The organism is Caballeronia sp. J97, from assembly GCF_905220305.1.
Taxonomy (GTDB): Bacteria; Pseudomonadota; Gammaproteobacteria; order Burkholderiales; family Burkholderiaceae; genus Caballeronia.
The window spans coordinates 325,512-345,238 of record NZ_CAJMZL010000003.1; the positions used below are offsets into that span (position 1 = coordinate 325,512).

Below are 19,727 nucleotides of genomic sequence, written 5' to 3' on the forward strand. Positions count from 1 at the left end.
GGCCGATTCTGCAAGGCCTTCACGCATAGGTTGCGATGCTGCGAATTCTGGAGTCCGCGCCTTTTTAGATAAATGCCTATAATCCGGCAACACAATTCGGTCGCACCGAACAATCGTGGTTATCCCTCGCGATTGTTATTTCGGTCATTCTTTAGCGCGCACTTAATAAGTTGCGTCGCCAGGCAAAGAAGGTGAGAGAACATGGATCGGCTACAAGCAATGCAGGTCTTCACCCGCGTCGTCGACACCAATAGCTTTTCCCGCGCAGCGGACACGCTCAATCTGCCGCGCGCCTCGGTCACGACGATCATCCAGAATCTGGAAGCGCATCTGAACGTGCGGCTGCTTCAGCGCACGACACGCAGGCTCAATCTCACGCCGGACGGCGCGGCGTACTACGAACGCTGCGTGCGCATCCTCGCGGACATCGAGGAAGCGGAAGGCTCGTTCTCGAACAACGGCAAAGGTCCGCACGGCAAATTGCGCGTGGATATGCCCGGCGCGATCGGGCGGCTCATCGTGATGCCGCAGCTATGCGATTTCCACACGCGCTATCCGGATATCGAGCTGATGATGGGCTTCGGCGATAAGCCCGTGGATTTGATTCAGGAAGGCGTCGATTGCGTGATTCGCGTGGGCACGCTGCAGGATTCGAGCCTCGTCGCGCGGCGCATCGGCGTGTTTCAGGGCGTGACGGTGGCGGCCCCGCAATATCTCGAACGCAATGGCACGCCGATAACCATCGACGATTTGCAGAATCACACAGCGGTCAATTATTTTTCGAGCCGCACGGGCCGCATCATGGATATGGATTTCGTCGTCGACGATGAAACCATCGAAGTGAAGATGCGCGGCATGATCGCGGTGAACGACGCCGAAGCGTATCTGAGTTGCGGATTGAAGGGCGTCGGCATCATTCAGGTGCCGCGCTTCATGGCCTTGCCGTATCTGCGCGCGGGCGAGCTCGTCGAAGTATTGCCGCAATGGAACCCGCTGCCGATGCCCATTTCCGCGGTGTATCCGCATAACCGGCATCTGTCGCCGAAGGTGCGCGTGTTCGTCGACTGGGCCGCCGAGCTGTTCGAGCGCTGCCCGTTGCTGCAAGGTCAGAAGGATGCGGAAGAGCGCTGCCTGCCGACGAGCGCGTCGTCGCCCGCTATCGTGCGGCATGGCACGCCGGAAGTCGCGGGCACCGAAGATGTCGTTGCGTAGATAAGCACTTGCCGGCAGACGGCCACGGCGGACGAATAATGAACAACGACATCACCGTGCGCCGCGTCGGCGCGAACGAAGCATCGGGATATATCGAAGCGCTGGCGGACGTGCTCATCGACTGCGTCGAAGGCGGCGCGTCCGTCAGTTTCATGTTGCCGATCCCGCGGCAAAAGGCCGTCGAATTCTGGACGCGCGTCGCACACGGCGTCGCGCGCAACGAACGCATTCTGCTCGTTGCACAAAGCGCCGAAGGACATGTGCTGGGCACCGTGCAAGTCGTCATCGATCAGCCGGAAAATCAGACGCATCGCGCGGATATCGCGAAGATGCTCGTCGTGCGGCGGGCGAGACGTCGCGGCATCGCACAGCGCCTGATGACCGCCGCCGATGCTGCCGCGCGTGCGGCAGGCAAGTCCGTTCTCGTGCTCGATACCGTCACCGGCGGCGATGCCGAACGCCTCTACGAACGCGCGGGATGGCAGCGCGTCGGCGTCGTGCCGAACTACGCGCTGATGCCTGACGGCACGCTCTGCGGCACCACCTTCTTCCACAAGCAGCTCGTTTGACGCGCCTCGCAAACCCTTGCGCAGCAAGGCGCGTCGCGATTATTCGCCGAAATCGATAAATCTATTCGCCGATACGGCATTTATCCGCACGTACCGCGCGACTACATTCACTCCCAACGCAGCGCGCTCAACGCCGAATGCAATCCGCATTTGCCCGCACGCTGCATCGGAATGAAAGGAGTCGCAAGCATGAAACAGCTCATCACGGGGTTCTCTCTCGCAGCCATCTCCGCTGTCGTCACCACCACCGCTTTCGCGGAGGGCGGCCAGGGCATCGGCCATGCGGGCACGTATCAGGTTCAGACGCAAACGAATGCAGGCGATACGCCCAAGACGCGCGCGCAAGTGCGCGCGGAACTGGCTGCGGCGTATTCGAACGGCTCGTTGCCGGCCTTGAACCGTAACTCGTATCCCGAGCGCAGCATGTGGGGCGACGCCGTCGCCGCGCAAAGCGAGCAGCGCGCACGCGATGCGGCACAAGCAGAAGCGCATAACCGTGAGATCGTCGACTATGCCAACGGCTCGGCGGTACAAGTCAGCGTGACGCGTTGATCACGCGATCCGCGAAAGATTCAAGAGGTCATCATGTTCGATAACACGTCACTCGATCAGTTCTCGCTTCTCGACGAGCTTCCTTCGGTCACGCCGGTATGGCATCCGTTCACGCAGCATGCCGCGCGTTCATCGGCCGAAGTGCAAGAGACGAAAGAGAGTACTGAACGCTCGCATTGAGCGAGGCATGAAAGGCGCGGATAACATTCCGCGCCTTTTTTCTTCAACTCAACCGCACGCGCCGATTTCGCCGCATGACGTGCAGAAGTCGCAGCCGTCCTTGCGGATCACTGCATTGGCGCCGCACGTCGCGCATTTACGGCCGTGCATTTGGGGAAGGCTATGTGGATCGATTTCGCCTTGCGCGGTACGCTCGGATACGTCGTCGCGTTCATCGTCTATAGCTACCGGATGCGGCGCGCGATCGGCGCGCTTGCGCGCAAGCACGCGCGACGGTACCTGGTTTCCTTCTGCGTCGAGAAAACCGCGACGATGAAGAATCTGCTGGATCGCATACGCTAGCGCCGCCACTTCGGAATCGTGCCAGCGTGGCGTGCGATGTCCGTCGAGCCGCTCGACATCGCCGAGACGCACCTGTCCGCGATCCCACGACACCTTGCGCATGTCCTGAAGCGTGCGCGCCGCGAAGCCGCCGCGCGCAGCCAGCGAGATCGAACGCATGGTCGCCGTGATCCATTGCTGTGATTCGTCGCGCTGTCCTGTCGGAATGAAGAACTCGATGGGCCGCTCGATCGTCACGTCCTCGCCCGCGATGCGCCCCGTCACTTCGATGAACGACACCGCGAGATAGAGCGACTTCTTGCCCGCCTGCGTCAGATACTCGACTTTTTCGATGATCGCGGGCAGTTCTCCCTTCGGCCGATGATCGATCGCGATGCGCAGCGGATCGAGATCGAGTTCCGGGTCGGGCGAATCGCTCGGCGTTTCCGCGGGCGTGACGGAAAGCACCGCGCCCAGCGTCTCGTTCGGCCGATACGTCGCGAGCCCCTTCAAACCGCGCCGCCACGCCTCGAAATAGAGATCCTGGAACTTGTCGAACGGATAATCCGCGGGCACGTTCACGGTCTTCGAAATCGATGTATCGACGAAGGGCTGCACCGCCGCCATCATTTCCATGTGATCGTGCGCGGACATTTCGAGTGCGCTCACGAAGTATTCGGGCAGCGCGTTCACGTCGCCGCCCATCTCGCGATAGAGCCGATACGCGTGATCTTCGACCGCGAAGGTCTGACGCGAGCCGTCCGCCATGCGCTTGGTGCGCTGATACGTCCACGAGAACGCAGGCTCGATGCCGTTCGATGCATTGTCCGCGAACGCAAGGCTCACGGTGCCGGTCGGCGCGATCGAGAGCAGATGGCTGTTGCGGATGCCGTGCTCGCGTATCGCGCTCTTGATGTCATCCGGCAGACGCGAGGCGAACGTGCCCTCTTCCAGATAACGCTTCGCATCGAAGAGCGGAAACTTGCCGCGTTCCTTCGCGAGCTCGACGGATGCGCGATACGCTTCATCGCGCATCGTGCGGGCGACCCGCGCGGCGAAGTCGCGCCCTTCTTGCGCGTCATAGCGCAAGCCGAGCATCACGAGCGTATCGCCCAGGCCCGTGAAGCCGACGCCGATGCGGCGCTTCGCGGCCGCTTCGCGCGCCTGTTCGTCGAGCGGCCACAGCGTGACTTCGAGCACATCGTCGAGGAAGCGCACTTGCGTGCGCGTCATGCGCGCGAGCCCGTCCCAGTCGAAGGACGGCGCGCCGCCGCGCATCTGCGCGAACGGATCGCGCACGCAGCGCGTCAGATTGAGCGGACCGAGATTGCAGCAGCCATATGCGGGCAGCGGCTGTTCGCCGCATGGATTGGTCGCGCGAATCGCCTCGATGGCGCGCAGATTGTTGTCGTCGTTCATGCGCGACATGAACACGACGCCCGGCTCCGCGACATCGTATGTCGAGCGCATGATCGTGTTCCACACTTCGCGCGCCTGCACTTCGCGATAGACCCACATGCCGTCTTCGCGCTGATGCATGTCCGCGGCGGCTCGTTGCGCGGGAGACGGCTCGGCCTTGTGCACGAGTTGCCATGCCGCGTCGTCGGCGACGGCCTGCATGAACGCGTCGGTCACCGCGATCGAAACATTGAAGTTATTCCAGCGCCCTTTCGTATGCTTCGCCGCGATGAACTCGAGCAGATCGGGATGCGTGCAATCGAGAATGCCCATCTGCGCGCCGCGCCGCGCCCCGGCGCTCTCGACGGTGCGGCACGATGCATCGAACACATCCATGTAGCTGCACGGTCCCGAAGCCGCCGATCCTGTCGAATGCACGCGCGCGCCACGCGGACGGATCGCGGAAAAGTTATAGCCGACGCCGCCGCCGCGACGCATCGTCTCGGCCGCCTGCAACAGCGCGACGTAAATGCCCGGCAACCCGTTGCTATCGACGCCCTGTATCGCATCGCCGACGGGCTGCACGAAGCAGTTGATGAGCGTCGCGTCGATGCCCGCGCCCGCCGCGCTCATGATGCGGCCCGCGCCGAGCGCGCCTCGTTTGAAGTTGTCGACGAACTCGGCTTCGATCTTCGCGCGTGTCTCGTTCGGCTCGGCTTGCGCGACGCCGCGCGCCACTCGGCGATAAATATCCTCGACGCGCGTCTCGTCGCCCTTCGCATATTTTTCGAGCATCACGTCGACGGAAAACTGCTGCGGTGCGAGAGCGGTACTGGGATTGTCTTCGGCCATGTCGGAGATCCTTTGATTGCTGAGCTTCGCGCGCGATAAGGCGATGGGGTCGGAATACTGCGCTCGCGCGCCGGCGTAACCTGCCGCAAAGGCAATGCCCGACGATAGCGCGATTTCTCCCCGCTCGCCATCGACCCGTTAAACTCGCTTGATCGAAACCAGAACAATCAGCCGACCATTCGCATGAATTCGCGTCATCCGCCGCTCTTCGGCATCTCGGGCCGCTCGGGCCAGGGCAAGACCACGTTGATCGAAGCGCTTTTGCCGTGGCTGCGCGCACGCGGCATCACGGTCAACGTCATCAAGCATAGTCATCACTCGATCGAGCTGGAGCCGCCGGCCAAGGACAGTGCGCGCTTTCGTCGCGCGGGGGCGGGAGAAGTGCTGATCGCATCGCCGTTCCGTTATGCGATCGTGCGCGAGTTGAACGGAGACGCGGAGCCGCCGCTCGGCGAACTGGCCGCGCGGCTCTCTCACGCGGATCTCGTGATCGTCGAAGGATTCACGCGCGAAGCGATCCCGCGGCTCGAAGTCGTGCGGCCCTCGGCGGGCCGCGATCCGCTCTACAAGACCGATGTGGAGATAATCGCGATCGCAACCGACGATGCCGCCGCGATCGAATCGACGTTGCCGATGCTCGATCTGAACGACATCGCGAGCATCGGCGCGTTCATCTGCGAACGCGTGGGCATTGCGTTGAACGATCAGCTCGCGGCGAGGCCGTGACGCGCCATCGCCAGCGCTTCGGTCAGCACCTCGTTATCGCCGATGTGATTAGCGAGCAGCAATACGAGCTTCGCGTTGAGCATCTGGCTCGCTTCGTCGGAAAGTCCGTTGTGCGTGTCGATGAGGCGCTCGTAGAACGCATCGTGATCCGCGATATTCAGTTCGAGATTGAGCTTCATACGATTCATCATCCGTTGCAGGTTGCACGCTTGACCGCCGCCGCGACCGATGCGGCATCGAAGGCACGCCAGCGCGCACACACGTGTTGATCGGGGCGCAGCAGATAGAACGTGCCGGGTCGCGCGTCGAAGCGATGGGCGACCATGCCCTCCACGTCTTCCACGACCGTCACGCCCGGCACCGCGCACATCATGCCGCGAGGCACGACGATCAGCGCGCGCACGGGGACCGGTCCGCCGGCCAGCGCTGCGAGGCTTTGCGCGCAGACCTCGGGGCCGTGACCCAGACCGCAGAAATAGATGCCCGTGAACGCGCCGCCGTGCGTCTGCGGCAGGAGCCATGCATCGCGGTCATCGACGCGCACGGGCGAATCCACGCAGGGCGCGCCGGGAATCATCGCGCAAGCGAAGGCGTCGCCTTCCTTGTCCGGCGTGTTGAGCGTCGAATCGCGCAGCACCGCGGGCACCGAGAGCCGCCCGCTGTTCGCCATGCGCCTCGCGAATGCGCAATCCTTCGCGAGATTGAGCGTCGCGTCGCGAAAGAGGCGTGACACTGCGCTCTTCGGCGTGATGAAGTCGGTCGCGCGCGTCGAGTTGAGGATGTTTTCGTCGGCGGCGTATTCGCGTTCGGACGCGTAGGTATCCAATAACGTGTGGGGCGCATCGCCGTTCACGACGAGCTTCAGCTTCCACGCGAGATTGTCCGCGTCCTGCACGCCGCTGTTCGCACCGCGCGCGCCGAACGGCGACACGCCATGCGCCGAATCGCCCGCGAAAATGATGCGCCCGTGCCTGAAGTCATCCATGCGCAGACACGAGAACGTATAGACGCTCACCCATTCGAGCTCGAATTCGGCATCTTCGCCGAGCAGCGCCTTCACGCGCGGAATCACGCGCTCCGGCTCCTTTTCCGCGACCGGGTCGGCGTCCCAGCCGAGCTGAAAATCGATGCGCCACACGTTGTCCGGCTGACGATGCAGCAACACCGACTGATTGCGGTGAAACGGCGGATCGAACCAGAACCAGCGCTCGGTCGGAAACGGCGCCTTCATCTTCACGTCGGCGATCAGGAAGCGGTCCTTGAACGTGCGGCCGTGGCTGTCGAGACCGAGGAGCTTGCGCATCGCGCTGCGCGAGCCATCGGCGGCCACCACGTATTGCGCCTTGAGCGGATACACGCCGTCGGGCGTTTCGACCTGCAATTCGACGTGATCCTCATGCTGCGTCACGCCGGTCACATTGCTCTTCCAGCGCAGTTGCAGTTGCTCCAGTTGCATCGCGCGCTCGGCGAGAAAGCCTTCGACGTAGTACTGCTGCAAGTTGATGAAAGCCGGCCGCGAATGGCCCGTTTCCGGCAGAAGATTGAATGTGTAGACGAGATCGTCGTGCAGAAACACCTTGCCGACATTCCAGCTCACGCCCTTCTCGATCATCCTGTCGCCGCAGCCGAGGCGATCGAAGATCTCCAGTGTGCGCTTGGCGAAGCAGATGGCGCGCGAACCCGTCGACACAGTATCGTCGTTGTCGAGCAACATGGTGCGCACGCCTTGCTGCGCGAGATCGATGGCCGTGGCGAGCCCGACCGGGCCCGCGCCGATGACCGCGACGGGATAAGGCGATGACGCAGGCGCATCGTGGTCGGGCGCGCGCTCATATTCGAAACGCAGACTGGCGTAATTCACGGACATTCGATCGTCTCCATCGTCGAGCCCTGCACGTCTTTGCGCGACGTCCGGCTCAGGTGCGAAATCGCTTCGCTTTCGGTTAGCTGTTCATCATTGTACAAGTCGTTTTATATTGTTGAATCTACGTTTACCCGTATGTGGACGCAGCGAAGGGACCGCATCGGGTACTTACATCCGCTTACAAACGCGTGCGACGGTTTCCGCAAGGCGCGCGCGTTCAAGAGACAAGACGCGCGAACGGCGTCAATCCCATTGAACATTAGAGGATGAAAACGTATGAAAGCGAAGGCTTTACTGATGTTCGTCAGCGCGATGACCGCGGGCGCGCTGTTGTCGGGTTGTGTCGTCGAACCCGCGCGGCCGCCGCAGCCCGCGCCCGTGGCGGAAGTCATGCCGCCGCCGCCCGCAACGGGGTATCGCTGGGTGAAGGGGCACTATCGATGGGAAGGCAACCACTGGCAGTGGGTGCCGGGGCACTGGCGTCCGGTCTGACCGTTCTGCTTCGATCAGACGGCGACGAAGCCGAGCATCTTCGATACGCGTTGCGCGCACCCGTGCAGCGCCTTCGCGATGTCGCCGTTCCACGCGCCATCGAACGAGCCGCTCGGGCCGATCGCCGTGATCGCGAGCACGATATTGCGCGTGTGATCGAACACCGGCGCGCTCATCGCGCTGATGCCCGCAACCGGTTCGTCGATCGCACGCGCGAGGCCGTGCTCGCGCACTTCGGCGAGCATCGCATCGATCTGCGAGCGCGTGTAGTCGCGGCGTTCCGCGCCGATCTGCAACGCGCCCGCGCGCTCGATCGCAACGAGCGCGTCGACGGTCATCGGCGGCAGCCAGGCGGCGAATGCGCGGCCGGTCGCGGTCTGCAGCAGCGACATGACCGTGCCCGTGCGCATCGTCACGTGAATGGGCACGCTCGCCTGCCGGATGTGAACGATGGTCGGTCCATAGCTGCCCGCGCTCGCGAGCGCGACCGTATGCTCGATGCGCGGCGTCATGTTGGTCACTTCCTCGATTGCGAGGCGCACAGGATCGACGCGCTGCAAACTGATGAGCCCCATCTGCAACGCGAACGGCCCGAGTTCGTAGCGGCCCGTTGCGGGGTCCTGCTGAATCAGGCCGAGATTGCCGTATGACACGAGATACGGATGCGCCTTCGCCGAAGGCATGCCGGCTTTCCTGGCGAGATCGCCGAGCAGCATCGGACCGCCATGATCCACGAGCGCGCGCAGGAGCGCCCCACCCACTTCGATCGATTGAATCCCGCGGCGCACAGCGCTCATGCCTGACCTTGTGTTGTTGTCGATGATGCGCGCGATGATAACCGCACCGGCGCGCGGATCGTCATACTTTGGGGCCGAGGCGCGCGATCAGTTCACGATGCTGCGGATAGCGCGCTTCCAGGGTGCCCGGCGCGGCCAGTTCGAATTCGCTGAACTCGAAGCCCGGCGCGACCGTGCAGCCCACGAGCGCGGCGCCCTTTGCATCGTGGCATTCGGCCGCGAACCAGTCGCCCGCCTCGACGACGGCCTGAAACACGGTATCCGGATGATCGAGCGCATTGCCCAGACGATGCGTGACGAGCGTTCCGTTCGCATCGAGCACGTGCACGTCGATGGGGTCGCCTGCGTAGAAGTGCCAGACTTCATCGGAACGAATGCGATGCCATGCCGAATGCGCGCCATCGCATAGCAAGAAATAGATCGCGGTGGACGCCGAACGCGTTGCGCCAGCGCTTTCGCTTTCGCGCATGACATGGCCCTTCGCGCGATACGTCTCGCGAAAGAATCCGCCTTCCGGATGCGGCTCGAGCTTCAGACGCTGAATCAATTCGCGGCTGTCGATGCGTTCGCGTGGCATGTCGATCCTTTGGCAGAGCGGTTGCGGTTCGCGTATTCTGCATCGGATTGCTCGTGTCGCCATTCCTCTTTCACTTATCGACGGACGCCATGACTCTTTCCGCTTCCTTGCTGAACGCCTTCGCGCCGACCGGCACACTGCGCGCATCGATCAATCTCGGCAATCCCATCCTCGCGCATCGCACCGGCGGCACGGAGCCGGGCGGCGTATCGGTGGATATCGCGCGCGAGCTGGCGTCGCGGCTCGGCGTGCCGGTTGCGTTCACCTCGTTCGATCGCGCCGCCGAGTCCGTCGAGGCCGTCACGAACGAAGGCGCGGACATCGGCTTCTTCGCGATCGATCCGCTGCGCGGCGCGGGTATCGCGTTCACAGCGCCGTATGTGCTGATCGAAGGCTGTTATCTCGTGCGCGATGCGTCGCCGCTCACGCGCAACGAGGATGTCGATCGCGAAGGCAATCGCATCATGGTCGGCAAGGGCAGCGCGTACGACCTCTTTCTCACGCGCGAGATCAAACATGCGCAAATCGTGCGCACGGAGTCGTCGCAGACCGTCGTCGACGCTTTTCTGCGCGACAACCTCGAAGTCGCGGCAGGCGTGAAGCAACAACTCCAGGCCGATGCGGCGCGCACGCCCGGCGTACGTTTGCTCGACGGACACTTCATGGTGATCCAGCAGGCGATGGGCCTGCCGAAGGGCCGTGGCGACGAAGCCGCGCGTTATCTGCGCGACTTCGTGGAGGACGTGAAGCGCTCGGGCTTCGTCGCGCAGGCGCTCGCGCGGCATGGCATCGAGGGCGCGTCGGTCGCGCCGGCCGCGCAAGACTGAACACGTCCGATATGACCACGGACGTCACGCTCGCCGTCACCGACTGGATCGATGCGAGCTTCGAGCGCGATGTCGCGGGCGGCCTTGCCGCATTCAACCGTGCGCAGCTCGGCCCGAGCCATCAGCGCGATCTGGCGGTGTCGCTCTATCGCGGGGACGATTTTCTCGGCGGCCTCGCGGGCTACACCGCGTGGGACTGGCTCTTCATCAAGTGGCTGTGGCTACGCGAGGACGTGCGCGGCGGCGGCCTTGGCACGCGCGCGCTCGAAGCCGCCGAAACCGAAGCGAGAAAACGCGGTTGTCGCGCCGCGTGGCTCGACACGGTCAATCCCGCAGCGCGCGCGCTCTACGCGCGCTGCGGTTACGAGACCTTCGGCGAACTCGCCGATTTTCACGCAGGCCAGCCGCGCTATTTCATGCAAAAACGCTTCTAGGCATCTGGAATTTTGCATTACGCATGCATTGAACCATCTTGCATGATGCGTTTTGCATTACGCATTCGATTTCAGCCGATCCGCGACGCGCGCCGTGATCGCGCTGCGTGCGGCCAGCGACGGCGCACAGCGTTCGCGCACATCCTCGACGACGGACGCGAGCGCGCGGGCCGGATCGCCGGAATCGAACGGCGGGGCCGGCGCGTATTCCATCTGCAGTTGCATCGCCTGCGCCTCGTGCTCGCCCACCAGTTCCGCTGCGAGCGTCAGCGCGAAATCGATGCCCGCCGTAATGCCGCCGCCCGTGAAGAGATTCTCGTCCCGCACGACGCGCTCGCGCACCGGAATGGCGCCCAGTTCCGCGAGCAGCTCGTGATACGCCCAGTGCGTCGTCGCGCGTTTGCCGCGCAGAAGGCCCGCCGCGCCGAGCACGAGCGAGCCCGTGCAGACCGAGGTCACGTAACGCGCGCCCGCCGCCTGTTCGCGCACAAAGGCGAGCGTCTCGTCGTCCTCCATCAGATCGCCGACTCCCGTGCCGCCGGGCACGCACAGCACGTCGAGCGCGGGGCAATCGGCGTAACTGACGTCGGGCGTCAGGATCATGCCGGCGCTGGATTTCACGGGCTCGCGCGTCTTCCAGACGAGATGCACCTTCGTGTCGGGCATGGACGCGAATACGTCGTAGGGGCCGGTCAGGTCGAGTTGCTGTACGCGCGGAAACAGCAGCAGGCCGATATGTAGCGTCATCGTCATCTCCTTGGGTTGGTGGTTTTTGCAGTGGACGAACCGATGCTACGCCGCTACGCTATGGCGAAATCGACACATAACCCACGTTTTACGCCAATTCCCGTTTCGGGAGACCGCCATGCCGACGGACACCGCCCGCCTCATCGAAGTGCTCGCGTTCCCCGACGTCCAGTTGCTCGATGTCGCCGGTCCCTTGCAAGTGTTCGCGTCCGCGAACGATCTGGCGGTCGCGGCGGGCCTGCCGCGGCCGTATCGCCCGCGCGTCGTGTCGCGAGGCGGCACGGTGAACGCATCGGCAGGACTGGGGCTCGTCGGCGACGCGTTGCCCGATGCGAGCGAACCTTGCGACACGCTGATCGTCGCGGGCGGCTGGGGCGTGCACCAGGCGGCGCATGACCGCGAGCTGGTCGACTGGGTGCGCGCACACGCGGCGCACGCGCGGCGCACGGCGTCGGTCTGCACTGGCGCCTTTCTGCTCGCGGCCGCCGGCCTTCTGAACGAGCGCCGCGCCGTGACGCACTGGACGCGCTGCACGGAACTCGCCACACGCTTTCCGTCGATCCGGGTCGAACCCGATCCGATCTTCATCCGCGACGGCGACGTGTGGACTTCCGCTGGCGTCACCGCGGGCATCGACCTGTCGCTCGCGCTCGTCGAAGACGATCTCGGGCGCGCGCTTGCACTCGATGTCGCGCGCCATCTCGTCGTGTTCCTCAAGCGTCCTGGCGGACAGGCGCAATTCAGCGCGGCGCTGTCGCTGCAGAAATCCGGCGAACGTTTCGGCGAGCTGCATGCGTGGATCGCGGAGAATCTCGCGACGGACTTGTCGGTCGGCGTGCTCGCCGCGCGGGTCGGCATGAGCGAGCGCAGTTTCGTGCGCCATTACCGCGTGCAAACCGGCACGACGCCCGCGCGCTCGATCGAGCGTATGCGCCTCGAAGCCGCGCGCCGGCTGCTCGGCGATACGGCGCTGCCCGTGAAGCGCGTCGCCGCGCGCTGCGGCTTCGGCACCGAGGAAACGATGAGGCGCGGCTTTCTGCGTTCGCTCGGCGTGTCGCCGCAGGCCTATCGCGAGAGATTTACCGGACACGAAGGCGGCGATATCGCACAGCCGGCATGAATGCCCGCATGCGTGCCGCGCGGCGGCTTTTTTTGTCCCGAATACTCAAGCCTGTAAGCTCCCTGCCGTTAGCCCGTTAAGAACGTTTGCTTGAGACGCGCGCCCCGGGCGGCGTGCGAACGCAGTCGCTGAACAAAAAACCGCCCGATGTGGCGGCAATATGGCCTGGAGCGCCGATGAGTGTGTTTCCCGCATACGATGCGCAGGTTGCCCGCGCAAGCGCGGTCGAATCCGCAACCGTAGCGGCGACCGCCGAGACGATTTTCGCCACCGTGGCGTCATCGATCGACGCCTTGCTGCACGACGCCGCCGCGAAGGGCTGCCCGCAGCAGTGGGCGTGGTATCGCGCGGGCGAACAGTTGCATCTGGAGCGGCGCGGCGATGCGTCGCTGTCCGGCGTGCAGGACTGGCCGCACAGCATCGCCGAGGAACGGCTTGGGCAACTGTGCGCGGCGCACGGTTGGCATCGCTGGCCGACCGGACGCGGCGAGAGCGTGCTCGGCTGGCTGCTTGCGCCGGCCACGCATCGCGACGACGCGCATCTCGCTGAACTCGCTCGCACGCTCGGCGAGCGCGTGCAGGCCGATGCCCTCGCGCGCGCGCAGCTCACTCAGCGCGTGCTCTATGAAATCTCCTATCTTGCAAGCTCGGTGCCCGAACGCGCCGACTTTCTGCGCGGCGTGCATGAGCGGCTCGGCACGCTGATCGACGCGGAGAACTTCTATCTCGCGCTCTATGACCGCAAGACGGGCAAGATCACGTACCCGTATTACGTCGATGTGATCGACACCGATGTCGTCGCGGCGGAGAACTACGACATCCTGAATCCAGCGCGCCTCTCGATGACCGGCCAGGTGCTCACCAGCGCGCAACCCCTTTTCATCACCGCCGCCGATATCTGCGCGGCCGAGCGCGCGGGCCGCTTCTATTGCATCGGCGATCGTCCGGAATTCTGGATGGGCGCGCCGCTCAAGAACGCGAGCGACGAAGTATTCGGCATGCTCGCGATGCAGGTCTATGACGTATCGCGCATCTACACCGCGGAGGATCGCGCGCTCTTTCTCGTCGTCGCGCGCCATGTGGCGATGGCGCTCGACCGCATCCTGCACCGCGCCGATCTCGAAGAGCAGGTTGCGCGGCGCACCTCCGAACTGTCGAAGCTCAACGCGGCGCTGCGTCATGGCATTGCGGAGCGCGAGCGCTCCGAGCATTTGCAAGCTGCGCTCTATCAGATCGCAGAATTGTCGAGCCGTCCCGGCGACATGATGGAGTTCTTTCGCAGCCTGCACGGTATCGTCGGTGAACTGCTCTACGCACGCAATTTTTATATCGCGCTCTTCGAAACGGAAACGGGCGAAGTATCGTTCCCGTATTACGTCGATGAGATCGTGCAGGATCAGCCCGCACCGCGACGCGGGCAACGCGGCCTCACCGAATTCGTGATCCGCGAGCGGCGCGCGCGGCTCATCGATCATGCGGAGGCTTTGCGTCTCATCGAGGAAGGCGCGTTCGAGATCGAGCATAGCGAAGTGCGCCTGCGCTCGTGGCTCGGCATTCCGCTCTTCGACGGCGATGTCGTGCGCGGCGTGCTCGCCGTACAGAGCTACTCGCCGCTCGTGCGCTATTCGTTGCGCGATCAGGAGTTGCTGATCTTCGTGTCACGCCATATCGATACCGCGCTCTCGCGCCGTCGCGACGCCGAAGCGCTGCATGCCGCGAACCTCGAACTCGAAGCGCGCGTGCAGGCGCGCACGCGCGAGCTCGACGATGTCAACGCGCGTCTCTTGTACGAAAACTCGCACGATTCATTGACCGGCCTGCCGAATCGAAGCCATCTGATGCACAAGCTGCGCTGCGCATGGCACGACTATCGGACGCGCGGCGATCAGATTTCGGTGATGTTCATCGATCTCGATCGCTTCAAGGTCGTGAACGACAGCCTCGGGCATCACTTCGGCGACATGCTGCTCGTACAGGCTGCGGCGCGTTTGCGCGACTGCCTGCGCTCGACGGATCTGCTCGCGCGCCTGGGCGGAGACGAGTTCGCCGTGCTCTCGCCGAATGCGCACGTGCGCGATGCGGTGTCGATCGCGAAGCGCATTCTCGCCGCGTTCGATCTGCCGTTTCATATCGAAGAACATGTGGTGTTTTCGTCGTGCAGCATCGGCATCGTGAGCGCGGATAGCCGGTTTCACACCGAGCCTGCCGACCTGCTGCGCGATGCCGATACCGCGATGTATCGCGTGAAGAACGCGGGACGCGACAGCTTCGTCGTGTTCAATCAGGAACTGCGACGCCAGGTGTCGGACCAGGTGGAACGCGAAGGCGCATTGCGCAATGCAATCAAGCGCGATGACGAACTGCTGCCCTATTTCCAGCCGATCGTCGACGTCAAGAGCGGTGAGATCGTCGCGCTCGAAGCATTGATCCGCTGGCATCAACCCGATGGCAAGATTGTCGGGCCGGCTGAATTTCTGCCGTCGGTCGAAGGGCTCAGGCTCATCGGCAGGCTCGATCTGTACATGCTCGAACGCGTCGCCGCGATCCTCTCCAATGCGCGGTTCGCGCACTGGCCGCCGGTGCACGTGAACTGTTCCAGCTACAGCATGACGCGGCCCGAATTCGCCGATGACGTGCTCGCGCTGTTGCGGCGCTATCGCGTTTCGCCGTCGCGTGTATGTCTCGAACTGACGGAGGGCGCGCTCGTTGCCGAGCCCGACCTCGCGCGTCGCACGATGCAGCGACTGGCGGATAACGGCATGTCCGTCGTGCTCGACGATTTCGGCGCCGGCTTTTCTTCGCTCAGTTACGTGCATCAGTATCAGTTCACGGGCCTCAAGATCGACAAGTCGTTCATCCTCGAACTGACGGAAAGTCCTCGCAGCCGCGCGATCGTGCGCGCGATCGTACGCATGGCCGAATCGCTCGATCTGACGCTCGTCGCGGAGGGCGTCGAAGACGCGGCGACGCTCGCCGTTCTGCGCGACATGGGCGCAGCGCAGGCGCAGGGTTACTTCTTCGACAAGCCTCTTCCGCTCGACGCGCTCGCGCGCGCGGCGCTCGCGCCGCGTTCGACGACGGCCAGTGTGTTGCTATGAGCGCCGATGCTACTGCGCAAAGCTATGCGCTTTCTGCTCATTGCGCGATGCGACATTCAATTGAATTGCAGTGCGCTTTCACCTGATGAATCCACATAGCATGTCGTCCCGCTATAAATAAATTAAATGAACGTCGGTGCAATTTCCAATCGTGTCGGCGGCGTTTCGCGCTAGCATTGAAAATGCGTCGATTTGGGATGCGCGGCTTTGCACGGCGCCTGCAGCAGATGAACCGCGCAATGGCCCGGCATCCGTCTGGCCAATCAATGCACAAGGAGGCTCTATGAAGTGGGAAACCCCGAGTTTCACCGATATGCGCTTCGGCTTTGAAATCACCATGTACATCGCGACGCGTTAATCGGAAAATGACAGAACGGCCACATTCGTGGCCGTTCTGTTTTCTGCGTGCGTCGTATGAAGACTACTTTCGGCGCAGCGGTTCGGTATGTTTATTCTCGGGATCGTGCAGTTCTGCTTCCCGTGCGTCGAATCCACCCTTACCCGCGACTTCGGGCTGCTTGCCCGAGCCATAAGGCACTTCCGCCGTTTGATGCGGATGCTGATCGAGACGGCGATTCTCCGGTTCGATTTCCGCTGCATTCGGATGCGGTGCGGAATGCGGTTGCTGATGGCGCTTCTCTTCGCTTTCGCTCATCGTAAATCTCCTTTCGATCGGATATCGAAGTTATCCAGCAACGCGCATGCCACCCGCGCGCGCAATCTTCGCAGGCCTCGTCTAAATCCTGTTGCACCAAAAAAATCAGATTGCCTGCGTGGCGAGCGCCGAACCGACCACCTCGTTCGCCACCGCATCCACGGCCTGTTTCACGATGCCGACGATCTCGTCCGCTTCCTCACGCGTCGTGACGAGCGGAGGCGCGAAACCGAGGATATCGCCATGCGGCATTGCACGGGCGATCACGCCGCGTTCGAGCGCCGCGGCCGAGACCTTCGGGCCGACCTTCAATGCCGCATCGAACGGCTTGCGCGCATCCTTGTCGGCCATGAATTCGAGCGCCGCGAGCATGCCCGCGCCGCGCACTTCGCCGACGAGCGGGTGTGCATCGAACGCGGTGTGCAACTGCTGCTGAAGATACGCGCCGACATCGGCGGCATTCTGCGTAAGGTTTTCGCGCTCGAGAATATCGAGGTTCGCGATTGCCGCGGCCGCACAAATCGGATGCCCCGAATATGTCCAGCCGTGCCCCATCGGGCCATATTCCTGCGAACCCTTTTCGATCACATCCCACACCTTTTCACCGACGATCACGCCCGACAGCGGCGCATACGCGCTCGTCAAGCCTTTCGCGACCGTGATGAGGTCCGGCTTGATGCCGAAGTGCTGCGCGCCCATCTTCGAGCCGAGACGGCCGAAGCCGCATACGACTTCATCGGAGATCAACAGGATGTCGTGCTTCCTGAGCACGTCCTGGATAGCTTCCCAATAACCTTGCGGCGGCGCGATGATGCCGCCCGTTCCCATCACCGGCTCGGCGATGAATGCAGCGATCGTATCCGCGCCTTCCTTCGCGATCAGCTTTTCCAGCTCCTCGACGCAATACGCGGTGAATTGCGCTTCGCTCATGCCGGCGGGCGCCTTGCGATACCAGTGCGGGCAAACCGTATGCTTCACGCGTTCGATCGGCAGATCGAAGTTCTGATGGAAACTCGGCAGGCCCGTGAGGCTGCCCGTCACGATGCCCGAGCCGTGATAACCGCGCTCGCGCGAGATGATCTTCTTTTTGTTCGGACGTCCGAGAACATTGTTGTAATACCAGACGATCTTGATCTGCGTTTCGTTCGCATCCGATCCGGACATGCCGTAGTACACCTTCTTCATGCCTTCGGGCGACCAGTCGATGATGCGCGAAGACAATTCGATGATCGCATCCGTCGAGTGACCGACATACGTGTGGTAATACGCGAGCTTCTTCGCCTGCTCATAGATCGCGTCGGCCACTTCGGTGCGGCCATAGCCGATATTCACGCAATACAGACCCGCGAACGCGTCGATATAGCTTTTTCCCTGATGATCCTGAATGCGGATGCCCTTCGCGCCCGTGACGATCTTGCCGGGCAGCGCACCGCTCGCGTGATCGTGTGCATGCGTGGACGGATGCATGAAGTGCGCGCGGTCTTCGGCGAACAGTTGTTCGAGCGATTGATTCTGCTGGGTCATGTGATTCTCCTTGATATCCGGTTCTGCGTGTCTTTGAGGTTAGTTTTCAGGCCGCGCTCGTGAGCGGCAGGCCGAGATTGCCGAGGCAAAAGTATTTCGTTTCGACGAAGGGCTCGAAGCCTTCCGCGCCGCCTTCGCGTCCGAGACCCGATGCCTTCATGCCGCCGAACGGAATCGGCGCGCCGGTGAATTTCACGCCGTTGACCGACACCATTGCGAAATCGAGTCGACGCACGAGCTGGAAGATCGTGTCGACGCGCGTCGCGCAGACATAGGCGGCGAGGCCGTATTCGGTATCGTTGGCGCGCGTGACGGCTTCGTCGAGCGTATCGAACGGAGAGATCGCGGAGATCGGCGCGAAGTTCTCTTCATCGTAGATGCGCATGCCTGGCTTGGCATCGGCGACGACGGTCGGTTCGTAAAACCAGCCACCGAGTGCATGCGCCTTGCCGCCGACCGTGATGCGCGCGCCCTGCGCCCGCGCATCGTCGACACGCGCGACGGTCGCATCGAATGCGGCCTGATGCATGAGCGGGCCGACATCGACATTCGCTTCGAACGCCGTGCCCACTGTCAACGCCTTCACTGCTTCCGTGTAGCGCGCCACGAATTGCTCATACAGCGGACGCGCGACGAGAATGCGGTTTGCAGCGCAGCAGTCCTGTCCTGACGTCTGAAACTTGGCGCCTACTGCGACGCGCACGGATTGTTCCAGGTCCGCATCCTCGGTCACGATGAAAGGCGCGTTGCCGCCGAGTTCCAATGCGAGCTTCTTGATGCCCGCCTGCGCCGCTGTTTTCGCCACGAGATTGCCGACGCGCGTCGAGCCGGTGAAGCTGACGGCACGCACGCGCGTATCGCTGACGAGCGTTTCCATCGCCATTTGCGGCTCGCCGATGACGACGTTGAAGACGCCCGGCGGAAAGCCCGCTTCTTCGGCGAGTTGCGCGAGTGCGATTGCGGAAAACGGCGTTTCGTGCGCGGGTTTCACGACGACCGTGCAACCCGCGGCAATCGCGGCGGCGGCCTTGCGCGTGATCATCGCGACGGGAAAGTTCCACGGCGTGAGCAATGCCGCGACGCCGGCCGGTTCCATGACGGTGCCGAGATGCGCGCCGTCGATGTGCGTGGGGATGGTGCGTCCCGTCAGGCGCTTCGCTTCGTTTGCAAACCATTCGACGAAGCTTGCTGCATACGCGATCTCGCCTTTGGATTCGGCAAGCGGCTTGCCTTGTTCGAGCGACAGAATGCCGGCGAGGTCGGACTGATGACGCATGATGAGTTCATGCCAGCGCAAGAGCAACGCGCTGCGTTTTTGCTGTGGCAGCCAGCGCCACGACTGAAATGCGCGATCGGCTGCGTCGATCGAGCTGACGATTTGCGTCTTGTCGAGCATCGGCACATGGCCGATAACTTTTTGATCGGCGGGGTTGGTGACTGCGATTGACGCGGCACTGTCGCTGTGAACCCAGCGGCCGTCGATATAGCAGAGCGATTTGAAGAGTACAGGGTGACCCAGCAGCATGTTCGTCTCCTTGCTCGAAGCGTGCATTGATTTGTTTGATCGGATGCTTCTACTTTAAGGGCGTGGGTGGGGTGGAGTTTTTTGTTATCCCTTCAGGGGGTTGGTGTTTTTTCTGTTTTTGACGGGGTGGGTTGCGGGTTTTTGGGGCTTCGGGTTTTGTCGCCGGATGCCGAGTTCTTGTGGCTTTTTTTTTTTTTTCGCCGGATCCCGATTTTTTAGTGGTCTATTGGCGTTGCCCCTGTGCGGGGCGGCAGTCA

At 62.9% G+C, this 19,727-nt stretch carries 20 protein-coding genes; 11 read left to right on the forward strand and 9 right to left on the reverse strand.

All coding sequences use genetic code 11. The features are described from left to right. Positions 1-201: 201 nt before the first annotated feature. The 4 genes from U4Y90_RS08120 (at position 202) to U4Y90_RS08135 (ending at position 2,513) form a co-directional block, all read left to right on the forward strand. On the forward strand, positions 202-1,212 hold the full coding sequence (locus U4Y90_RS08120) for a LysR family transcriptional regulator (protein WP_415749310.1): 1,011 nt from the start codon (positions 202-204) through the stop codon (positions 1,210-1,212). 38 nt (positions 1,213-1,250) lie between these two features. Then, positions 1,251-1,781, forward strand: a complete 531-nt coding sequence (locus U4Y90_RS08125; RefSeq protein WP_321794040.1) for a GNAT family N-acetyltransferase — start codon at positions 1,251-1,253, stop codon at positions 1,779-1,781. Between the two features lie 189 nt (positions 1,782-1,970). Next, positions 1,971-2,333 (forward strand): DUF4148 domain-containing protein, encoded by a 363-nt coding sequence (locus tag U4Y90_RS08130; RefSeq protein ID WP_321794042.1) that lies wholly within the window; start codon positions 1,971-1,973, stop codon positions 2,331-2,333. A gap of 33 nt (positions 2,334-2,366) precedes the next feature. Next, positions 2,367-2,513: a hypothetical protein gene (locus tag U4Y90_RS08135; RefSeq protein WP_321794044.1), complete on the forward strand. Its 147-nt coding sequence runs from the start codon at positions 2,367-2,369 to the stop codon at positions 2,511-2,513. A gap of 48 nt (positions 2,514-2,561) precedes the next feature. On the opposite strand, the gene U4Y90_RS08140 is transcribed toward U4Y90_RS08135, so the two are convergent. Further along, positions 2,562-5,084, reverse strand: a complete 2,523-nt coding sequence (locus tag U4Y90_RS08140; protein ID WP_321794046.1) for an adenosylcobalamin-dependent ribonucleoside-diphosphate reductase — start codon at positions 5,082-5,084, stop codon at positions 2,562-2,564. A 183-nt stretch (positions 5,085-5,267) separates the two neighbouring features. Here U4Y90_RS08140 and mobB point away from each other — a divergent pair, with 183 nt between their 5' ends. Next, on the forward strand, positions 5,268-5,810 hold the full coding sequence (gene mobB / locus U4Y90_RS08145) for a molybdopterin-guanine dinucleotide biosynthesis protein B (protein WP_321794048.1): 543 nt from the start codon (positions 5,268-5,270) through the stop codon (positions 5,808-5,810). Here the strand turns inward: mobB and U4Y90_RS08150 are convergent. Both U4Y90_RS08150 and U4Y90_RS08155 read right to left on the reverse strand, forming a co-directional pair. Continuing rightward, a complete protein-coding gene (locus tag U4Y90_RS08150; protein ID WP_321794082.1) occupies positions 5,789-5,998 on the reverse strand; it encodes a DUF2783 domain-containing protein in 210 nt (69 codons plus the stop codon). The genes mobB and U4Y90_RS08150 overlap by 22 nt on opposite strands. Beyond that, positions 5,998-7,677: an FAD-dependent oxidoreductase gene (locus U4Y90_RS08155; RefSeq protein WP_321794050.1), complete on the reverse strand. Its 1,680-nt coding sequence runs from the start codon at positions 7,675-7,677 to the stop codon at positions 5,998-6,000. The genes U4Y90_RS08150 and U4Y90_RS08155 overlap by 1 nt, the downstream gene beginning before the upstream one ends. Before the next feature lie 273 nt (positions 7,678-7,950). Between U4Y90_RS08155 and U4Y90_RS08160 the strand changes: the two genes are divergently transcribed. Continuing rightward, positions 7,951-8,166 (forward strand): hypothetical protein, encoded by a 216-nt coding sequence (locus tag U4Y90_RS08160; protein ID WP_321794051.1) that lies wholly within the window; start codon positions 7,951-7,953, stop codon positions 8,164-8,166. Between the two features lie 14 nt (positions 8,167-8,180). On the opposite strand, the gene U4Y90_RS08165 is transcribed toward U4Y90_RS08160, so the two are convergent. Beyond that, positions 8,181-8,963 (reverse strand): IclR family transcriptional regulator, encoded by a 783-nt coding sequence (locus U4Y90_RS08165; RefSeq protein ID WP_321794053.1) that lies wholly within the window; start codon positions 8,961-8,963, stop codon positions 8,181-8,183. Between the two features lie 61 nt (positions 8,964-9,024). Beyond that, positions 9,025-9,540: a cupin domain-containing protein gene (locus U4Y90_RS08170; RefSeq protein WP_321794055.1), complete on the reverse strand. Its 516-nt coding sequence runs from the start codon at positions 9,538-9,540 to the stop codon at positions 9,025-9,027. 89 nt (positions 9,541-9,629) lie between these two features. Between U4Y90_RS08170 and U4Y90_RS08175 the strand changes: the two genes are divergently transcribed. Together U4Y90_RS08175 and U4Y90_RS08180 are read left to right on the forward strand one after the other, a co-directional pair. Beyond that, on the forward strand, positions 9,630-10,367 hold the full coding sequence (locus U4Y90_RS08175; RefSeq protein ID WP_321794057.1) for an ABC transporter substrate-binding protein: 738 nt from the start codon (positions 9,630-9,632) through the stop codon (positions 10,365-10,367). Positions 10,368-10,378: 11 nt separating this feature from the next. Next, positions 10,379-10,801: a GNAT family N-acetyltransferase gene (locus tag U4Y90_RS08180; protein ID WP_321794059.1), complete on the forward strand. Its 423-nt coding sequence runs from the start codon at positions 10,379-10,381 to the stop codon at positions 10,799-10,801. Between the two features lie 57 nt (positions 10,802-10,858). Here U4Y90_RS08180 and U4Y90_RS08185 read toward each other — a convergent pair whose 3' ends face one another. Next, positions 10,859-11,548, reverse strand: coding sequence for a DJ-1/PfpI family protein (locus U4Y90_RS08185; RefSeq protein ID WP_321794061.1), 690 nt, complete (start codon positions 11,546-11,548; stop codon positions 10,859-10,861). Positions 11,549-11,666: 118 nt separating this feature from the next. On the opposite strand from U4Y90_RS08185, the gene U4Y90_RS08190 reads away from it, so the two are divergent. From U4Y90_RS08190 to pqqA, 3 genes are all read left to right on the forward strand, one after another. After that, positions 11,667-12,668 (forward strand): GlxA family transcriptional regulator, encoded by a 1,002-nt coding sequence (locus tag U4Y90_RS08190; protein WP_415749311.1) that lies wholly within the window; start codon positions 11,667-11,669, stop codon positions 12,666-12,668. Positions 12,669-12,844: 176 nt separating this feature from the next. Next, on the forward strand, positions 12,845-15,766 hold the full coding sequence (locus U4Y90_RS08195; RefSeq protein WP_321794063.1) for an EAL domain-containing protein: 2,922 nt from the start codon (positions 12,845-12,847) through the stop codon (positions 15,764-15,766). Between the two features lie 283 nt (positions 15,767-16,049). Further along, a complete protein-coding gene (gene pqqA / locus U4Y90_RS08200; protein ID WP_008353049.1) occupies positions 16,050-16,124 on the forward strand; it encodes a pyrroloquinoline quinone precursor peptide PqqA in 75 nt (24 codons plus the stop codon). Positions 16,125-16,187: 63 nt separating this feature from the next. Here the strand turns inward: pqqA and U4Y90_RS08205 are convergent, their stop codons facing one another. The 3 genes from U4Y90_RS08205 to U4Y90_RS08215 form a co-directional block, all read right to left on the reverse strand. Continuing rightward, entirely contained in the window at positions 16,188-16,421 is a 234-nt protein-coding gene (locus U4Y90_RS08205; RefSeq protein ID WP_321794065.1) for a hypothetical protein, read from the reverse strand. 105 nt (positions 16,422-16,526) lie between these two features. Then, on the reverse strand, positions 16,527-17,945 hold the full coding sequence (locus U4Y90_RS08210) for an aspartate aminotransferase family protein (RefSeq protein ID WP_321794067.1): 1,419 nt from the start codon (positions 17,943-17,945) through the stop codon (positions 16,527-16,529). 46 nt (positions 17,946-17,991) lie between these two features. Further along, positions 17,992-19,470: an NAD-dependent succinate-semialdehyde dehydrogenase gene (locus U4Y90_RS08215; RefSeq protein WP_321794068.1), complete on the reverse strand. Its 1,479-nt coding sequence runs from the start codon at positions 19,468-19,470 to the stop codon at positions 17,992-17,994. Positions 19,471-19,727: the final 257 nt, after the last annotated feature.